Origin of the sequence: Nodosilinea sp. LEGE 07298 (assembly GCF_015207265.1) — a bacterium.
In the GTDB taxonomy this organism is placed as follows: Bacteria; Cyanobacteriota; Cyanobacteriia; order Phormidesmidales; family Phormidesmidaceae; genus Nodosilinea.
The window spans coordinates 1-6,844 of the sequence record NZ_JADEXE010000336.1 but is presented as its reverse complement, the minus strand read 5'-3'; the positions used below and the strand labels follow the sequence as shown (position 1 = coordinate 6,844).

Sequence of the window (6,844 nt, the reverse complement as noted above, 5' to 3'; positions counted from 1 at the left end):
GTGTTGAGGGTGCGATCGCAGGCCCACATCAGGCCATTGGCCATATTCTCAATGCCGCCTTCGTTGAGGTAGCGCCAGAGCTGGTTGGCTACTGTCAGCGGTACGGTTGAGTGGCTGATTAGGTCAGGGGCGGGGCGATTGTCGCCGGGTAGCACAATCAGGGCGGCTCCGGTGTCGGCGGCCACCTCGCGTACGACCTCTAGGCCGTAGGGCCAGTAGGCGCGGCTCCCCAGCAGGCGCACCACGATCAGCTGAGCGTGGCGCAGCACGTCGTCGGCGTAGGTGTCGATGGCGAGCTGCTGCTGAAGCTGAAGCAGGCTGACCACCCGCAGCGCCGGAAACGAAACCGGGAACCTGGCCCGGCTGAGGCTTTGAATGTCGGTATCGGCGGCGGTTAAAAACACCAGCGGAGCCGGGGTTTGCTCCACAAAAATAACGCCCTCGGTGTCGGGAGTCCAGCCGCCGGGGGTGGCCGCTAAGCGATGCATGGGCGTTCTCTAGGGCAACGACAAATCTGAAGGAACTCTAGCGTAAGTCAGCCTAGCGCCAAAACGAAAGTTACGATGAGGTCTGTCAAATCTTGCCGCCAAATCCTTAAGGCTTTCTTCCGCCGAACCCATTGTTTAGCCCACCGCAAGGGGCGCTTTCAGTCTCAAAATGTAAGGATGCCTAAATCTACAGACCGTGGCGCTGAACCGGGTATGCCCAGGGCAGCTCTGGTGTTGCTGGGGCAGTTTTTGCGCCAGTATAGCCAGCAGCACCAGCTTACCCTGCTCACCGAAGCAGATATACCCGCCGACACCGCTGACGACGATAGTTTTTGGTGCCTACTGGGGGCCGAGCTGGCGGTGGTGGTGACGGCGTGCCCCCACAAAGTCGATCGCGATCGCGTCTTGGTTAGCTTAGTGACTGACCCCGACAAAGTTGAGGCCTGGCTGGTGCAGCGGGGGCTAGAACCTGGCGCTGGTGGTTCTACCAGTCTGGCGGCTCTGGGCCAGTTTATGCTGGCCTGGGTGCAGGCCTGTGCCGAGGCCAATGAGGCCAGCCCTGCCGCCCCAGCCCCCACCGTGATCAACTGGCAGCAGGAGCGTCGTTTCTTGCTCAACCAGGTGATCGCCAAAATTCAGGGCAGCCTGGAGCTGACCGAAATTCTCGAAACGACCGTTGCCGAGGTGCGCCACTTTTTACAGGCCGATCGCCTGCTGATCTACCAGTTTGATCAGCCTTTCTCCGCTCGGGTAAAGTCGATGGCGGGTGAGGTGATGGCAGAGCAGACCAGGCCGCCCAAAAGCGTTGGTTATATTACCTACGAGTCGCGGGTTAGCGATCGCCTGCCCTCAGTGCTGCACTACACCGAACAGATCTGTTTCCAAAATCATCCCGACTATCCCGATCGCGCCAGCTACTATCGCCAGGGTCTACCCATCGTCATCGACGATATTACCGAGACCTACCGCGATATTCCCTGCATGCTGGCCTTCTTGCAGCAGGTGCAGGTCAAGTCAAAGGCCGTGGCCCCCATTCTGGTAGGCCAAGACCTCTGGGGCCTGCTGATTGTGCACCAATGCGACAGCCAGCGCTGCTGGAACCCCTGGGAAACCGAGTTTTTGCAGCACATCGCCGAGCATCTGTCGATCGCCATTAACCAGGCTCAGCTCTACCAGCGGCTGCAGCAGCAGACCCAAAACCTCGAAGTTTGCGTGGTCGAGCGCACCCAAGACCTGCGCGATGCCCTGGTCGCCGCCGAGGCCGCCAACCGCGCCAAAAGCGAATTTTTGGCTACCATGAGCCACGAGCTGCGCACCCCGCTGACCTACATCATTGGCATGTCGGCTACGCTCCAGCGCTGGTCGCTGGGCGAGCTTTCCCTCCGCCAGCGCGACTACCTGTCTACCATTCAGGCCAGCGGCGAGCACCTGCTGCGCGTCATCAACGATATTTTAGATGTATCAAAAATTGAGAATGGTCGGGCTGTTTTAGACATAAGGCAGTTCTCCCTAACCTCCCTTTGCCGTCAGAGCGTCGATGCCTTTCGCAACGAAGCAGCTCAACACACCATCGACATCAGCCTCGACCTAAAGCTGACCCACGACCAAGATATCTTTGTAGCCGACCCCCGCCGGGTGCGGCAAATTCTCGCCAACCTGCTCAGCAACGCCGTTAAATTTACCCCCGCTAACGGCAAAGTAGTGCTGCGGGTGCGGCGCGAGCCCAACGACGCCGTATTTCAAATTGAAGACACCGGCATCGGCATTTCACCTGCTGCTCAGCCCCTGCTGTTTGAAAAATTTCAGCAGCTCGAAAGCGTACGCCAGCGAGAACACCAGGGTACCGGGCTGGGGCTGGCCCTGACCAAGCAGCTGGTCGAACTCCACGGCGGCTCGATCAAGGTGAGTTCTGAAGTGGGGGTTGGCTCTATTTTTACCGTGCGAATTCCGCAGCAGCGATCGACGACCTCCTCAGAGGTCGAAGCACCCGCCGCCGAACCCGTGGTCGGGCGCATTGTGCTGGTCGAAGACAACGAAGAAACCGCCAGCCTGATTTGCGACATGCTCACCGCCGCCGCCTATCAGGTAATTTGGGTCGTAGACGGGTCGCGGGTGCTTGACCAGGTCGAGCTGCTGCAGCCCGCTGCGGTGATCACCAGCCTGAATTTGGCCAGCGCCGACGGCAGCGACATTATCGCCGCCCTGCGCCAGAGTTCAGACCCCGTGGAGACAAAAATTTTGGCGCTCATTGATGTCGATAACCACGACCAGGCAGAACGAGCCCTTAAAGCCGGGGCCAATGACTGCGTTGGCAAACCGATCGATCCTCGGCAGTTACTGTCTACGGTGAATGCGATCATGACGGCGCAGCCACCTTTGCGGGTCAATCATTAGCGCCCTAAATGAAGGCTCCGCTAGCGGTTATACCAACTTCTGACTGAATACCCCGGTTTATAGGGTCGTAGTATGATTTGCCCCTACGGGGTTCGTGATTATGAGTCGGGGTTTACCAAATCGGAAAGTTGCTACCCCAGTTTTGCGGCTGATAGCTGAACTGTCCTAAGCAAACTGGCCAAAGCTATATTTACTCAGACTGGATATTGATGCCGTCACAAACAGAATGGGCGCTATTCAAGTAGAACAGCGCCCAAGCAAAACTTTGCAGAACGGCTAACCGTTAGGTTTCTGAATTGGGAGCCTGGCCACCGAACGCCGGGGTCAGGTAAGCGACCAGCGCTCCAATAAAGAAGCCAGACACATTGCGGGTGAGGGGCAACCAATCGCTGGTGCGAGTTACCACGGGGCCAAGACCAAAGGCAAAGAACAAAATTCCCCACAGGGGCGAAAAAATTAGCACCCACTGCCAGGCTAAAATCTGGCCGGGTTTGCGAGGGTGAGCGGCAAATCCGCAGATTACCCCGCCCACCACGGAGGTAATTAGGGTTAGCACCCACTGTTCTTGAGGCAGGCCGGGTACGACGTTGCAGCCGCCCTGGCGCAGGCAGCCCTGAATCGACTCTAGGGCGCTGAGAATAGAGTTGTCTTCGCCGTTTTCACGCACAAAGAACTGGTTGCCGTAGCGGGTTTGCAACTCGATCCAAAAGGTGCGGGGCAGCAGGTCGTAGACGGCATCGCCAACACTAAAGTTGAGCAGATTGCCGCCACGAGGGTCGGCTACCAGCATAATGCTGCGATCGTCGAGGCCCCAAAAGTCTTTGACCGCGCGGCCTGGAGTTTGGTCATACTGGGTCAGCACCCGCAGCTTCCAGCCGGTTTCGGTCTCAAAGGTGTTGAGCTGGGAATCTAGATCTTCCTCCTGGCGGGAGCTGAGCGATCGGGCTAGATCGATGATGGCGGTCTGGCTGTCGGGCAGCAGTTCGGGGTTGTCGTAGGCCAGGGCCGGTGCCATGGGCAGCCAGGCGCAGAGGCTGACGACACAAATGACTAAAACGTTTAGCGCGTGTCTCATACTGACTTGTCGTAAAAACATGACATTGACCACAACGACGAAGGCAACCCACCGGCAGCCCAAGATAAAGCTAATAGTGAAGCGTATTCATTAATTTAGTCTATACCTTTGTTAACAGTTGTTTACATAACTCTAATATTTCTCTGCCCACTCGGCAAGCACCTAGTTGGGGGGTGTAGGCCCAAAAACCAGAACTTTCCGTCAGCCCGCATCCAGCCCTGCCCGATCGCATTCAGGGCGATCGCCTGCCCCATACTGCGGAAGATAGAGTGCCCATTCAGATAGATGTGTCGCCAAGCCGCCGGTGAGACCTGCGTGATGATGGACAGAGCTTTCGCATTCCCACTGGCCTCGTACTTTAATGAGTAGACGCGACAGAAGAGCGGAGTTGTAGTGTAGCCGTCACTACAAAGGTAGGACATTTATGTAGGCAACCCATAGGCGATGGCTATACGCCAGTTCGCCGTCCCAGTTTTGGCGACAGACGGTAGTACTGTCCTCAGCGAACTGCCCAGCGGTATAGATAACAGCGATCGTCAACGGCGCTTTTCAGGAAATTGAATGGCTCTGCAATGAGTTGAGCGAGTGGGCAGGCATTCAGGCCAAGCCTTGGCGGCGGCCTTCTGAATTACATGCCTGACCGTTATTTACCCGTAGGCGCGTGGATAGGGTTTAATTCAGGCGACGGGTAGGTGCAGGCTAAATTGGGCTTCGTCGGCAGGGCTGGGGGCTAGCACCAGGTCACCACCGTGGGCGCGGGCAATTTCACGGGCCAGGCTAAGGCCCAGGCCGAGGCCCTCAGTGGGGCGATCGCGGGCGGTTTGGCCCCGATAAAAGCGATCGAATAGGCGGCTGGCCTCGGTAGCGGTCAGGGAGGTAGTGGCATTGGCTATGGTCAGGTGCACTTGCGACGGGAGGGACTGCAGCTGCACTCGTACCCAGCCCTGAGGTCGGTTGTATTTGGCGGCGTTGGTGATCAGATTTTGAACCAGCTGCCCTAGCAGATCGCGATCGGCGGCTACCATCACCCCCGGCTCAATCTCTGCGCTCACCGCTAAATTGGGGGCTAGCAGCGACAGATCGTCGAGCTGATCGCGCACCAGAGCGCTGAAATCGACCGGCTGGCGCTGAATGCTCATTTGCCCGGCATCGGCCAGCGACAGCAGCACCAGCTTGCGCACAATGCTGCTGAGCTGGTGCACCTGATCCAGCAGCTGGCCCAGGGTTTGCTGGGCGGCGGAACCGGTTGCGACCTGCTGCATGGCCCGCTCTAGCTCGCCCTGGAGAATGGTAAGGGGAGTTTTCAGCTCGTGGGCGGCGTCGCCGCTGAAGCGCGAGGCCTGGTGAAAACTGCGCTCTAGGCGCTCCAGCATGGCGTTAAAAGCGGTGATCAGCGGCGCAAATTCTGGATCGGGATCGGCGGGCAGCCGCTGGTGCAGCCCCTGTGCCGTCACCTGACTAATGCTCTGGCTGAGCTGGCGCACCGGGCGCAGCGCCTGACCGGCCAGCACCCAGGCTCCCCCGCCGATCGCCAGCAGCAGCCCTGGAATGGTCAGGGCGTAGATACGGCGTAGGGTTGCCATCTCCCGTCGCAGGGCGCTGAGGTTGGCGGCGATCGCCATCTGACCCAGGGGCGTCGATCGCACCGCCACTCGCCAGGGGCCATCAGCAGAGCGCACAGTTAGCAACTGACGCGGGCCTCGGCGCGAGCGATCGCCATCAAACCGACCAACACGGGAAGAGATGGAAGTTAGGGCATTTGGCCACTGAGGCGATTGATAGACTACTTCCCCGGCTCGGTTGATCAGCAACAGCCCCACTTCGGCATCGGCGGGCAAGCCCAGGTCTCGGGCCAGGGCGGCCTCGGGGTCGGGGGGCAACGCACCGCGATCGCCGCCGGGGAGAAAATCGCGGCGATCGCCGGGGCCACCGGGGCGAGCCAGTGGCCCAGCGCTTTGCAGACGGGCATCGAGACTGTCGAGCTTGGCCTGGTAGATCAGCCAGCTAGAGAGCAGGGCAAAACCCAGCAGCGCCCCCCCGGCCAGGGCCGCTGACCACAGTGCTAGCCGCAGCCGTAGCGAGAGCTGTCTTCTCGAAGGTGGATCGTTTGGCGACAGGCTCATCCACTGGCCTCCGCCGCCCGAAAGCGGTAGCCCACCCCGCGCACGCTCTCGATCCACTGGGCGGCCTCCAAGGGGTCAAGCTTCTTGCGCAGCCGCTGAATCGCGACATCGACCACGTTGGTGCTGGGGTTGAAGTCGTAGCCCCAGACATGCTCCAAAATTTGGGTGCGGGTAAAGACGCGGCCGGGCGATCGCATCAAATACTCCAGCAGGTTAAATTCGCGTGCCGTTAGCTCCACCTGTCGCTCGCCGCAGGTGACCTCGCGGGTGATGCGATCGAGGCGCAGGGGGCCTGCTGTTAGGATATTTTGGCGATCGCCGCTGGTGCGGCGCACCACCGCATGCATGCGAGCCACCAGTTCTTCCACATAAAACGGCTTGGCAATGTAGTCGTCGGCCCCCAGGTTGAGCCCGGCCAAACGGTCATCGAGTTCGTTGCGGGCGGTAATCAAAATCACCGGCACAGTCTGCCCCGCCCCCCGCAGCGCCTTGAGCACCGCCAGCCCATCCATCCCCGGTACCATGATGTCGAGCAGTACCACGTCGTAGGTGCGATCGCTGGCCAGAGCATAGCCCTCGCTGCCGTTGGTGCAGGTATTGACCACAAAGCCCTGCTCCTGTAGCCCCTGGGCCACAAATTTAGCAATTCTGGCTTCGTCTTCTACCAGTAAAACGTTCATAGGCGCACCTGTAGTCGACCAAGCTAAAGATGACAAGTAAAGGGGGGTTACGTCACGGTTTCAGGTTCAAGGCAAACCGTGAAC

General features: G+C 59.3%; 4 protein-coding genes and 2 pseudogenes. 1 reads left to right on the top strand and 5 read right to left on the bottom strand.

From position 1 onward, the window contains the following. Positions 1–488: pseudogene (locus tag IQ273_RS28565) on the bottom strand (cobaltochelatase subunit CobN); the annotation flags it as partial. A 177-nt stretch (positions 489–665) separates the two neighbouring features. On the opposite strand from IQ273_RS28565, the gene IQ273_RS28560 reads away from it, so the two are divergent. Continuing rightward, positions 666–2,882: an ATP-binding protein gene (locus tag IQ273_RS28560; RefSeq protein WP_228054067.1), complete on the top strand. Its 2,217-nt coding sequence runs from the start codon at positions 666–668 to the stop codon at positions 2,880–2,882. A gap of 283 nt (positions 2,883–3,165) precedes the next feature. On the opposite strand, the gene IQ273_RS28555 is transcribed toward IQ273_RS28560, so the two are convergent. From IQ273_RS28555 to IQ273_RS28545, 4 genes and pseudogenes are all read right to left on the bottom strand, one after another. Beyond that, on the bottom strand, positions 3,166–3,957 hold the full coding sequence (locus tag IQ273_RS28555; protein WP_313898282.1) for a TPM domain-containing protein: 792 nt from the start codon (positions 3,955–3,957) through the stop codon (positions 3,166–3,168). A 215-nt stretch (positions 3,958–4,172) separates the two neighbouring features. Beyond that, positions 4,173–4,356, bottom strand: a pseudogene (locus IQ273_RS36095) (hypothetical protein); the annotation flags it as partial. A gap of 278 nt (positions 4,357–4,634) precedes the next feature. Further along, a complete protein-coding gene (locus tag IQ273_RS35100; protein WP_313898281.1) occupies positions 4,635–6,137 on the bottom strand; it encodes an ATP-binding protein in 1,503 nt (500 codons plus the stop codon). Continuing rightward, a complete protein-coding gene (locus tag IQ273_RS28545; RefSeq protein WP_194026502.1) occupies positions 6,077–6,760 on the bottom strand; it encodes a response regulator transcription factor in 684 nt (227 codons plus the stop codon). The genes IQ273_RS35100 and IQ273_RS28545 overlap by 61 nt, the downstream gene beginning before the upstream one ends. Positions 6,761–6,844 lie beyond the last annotated feature (84 nt).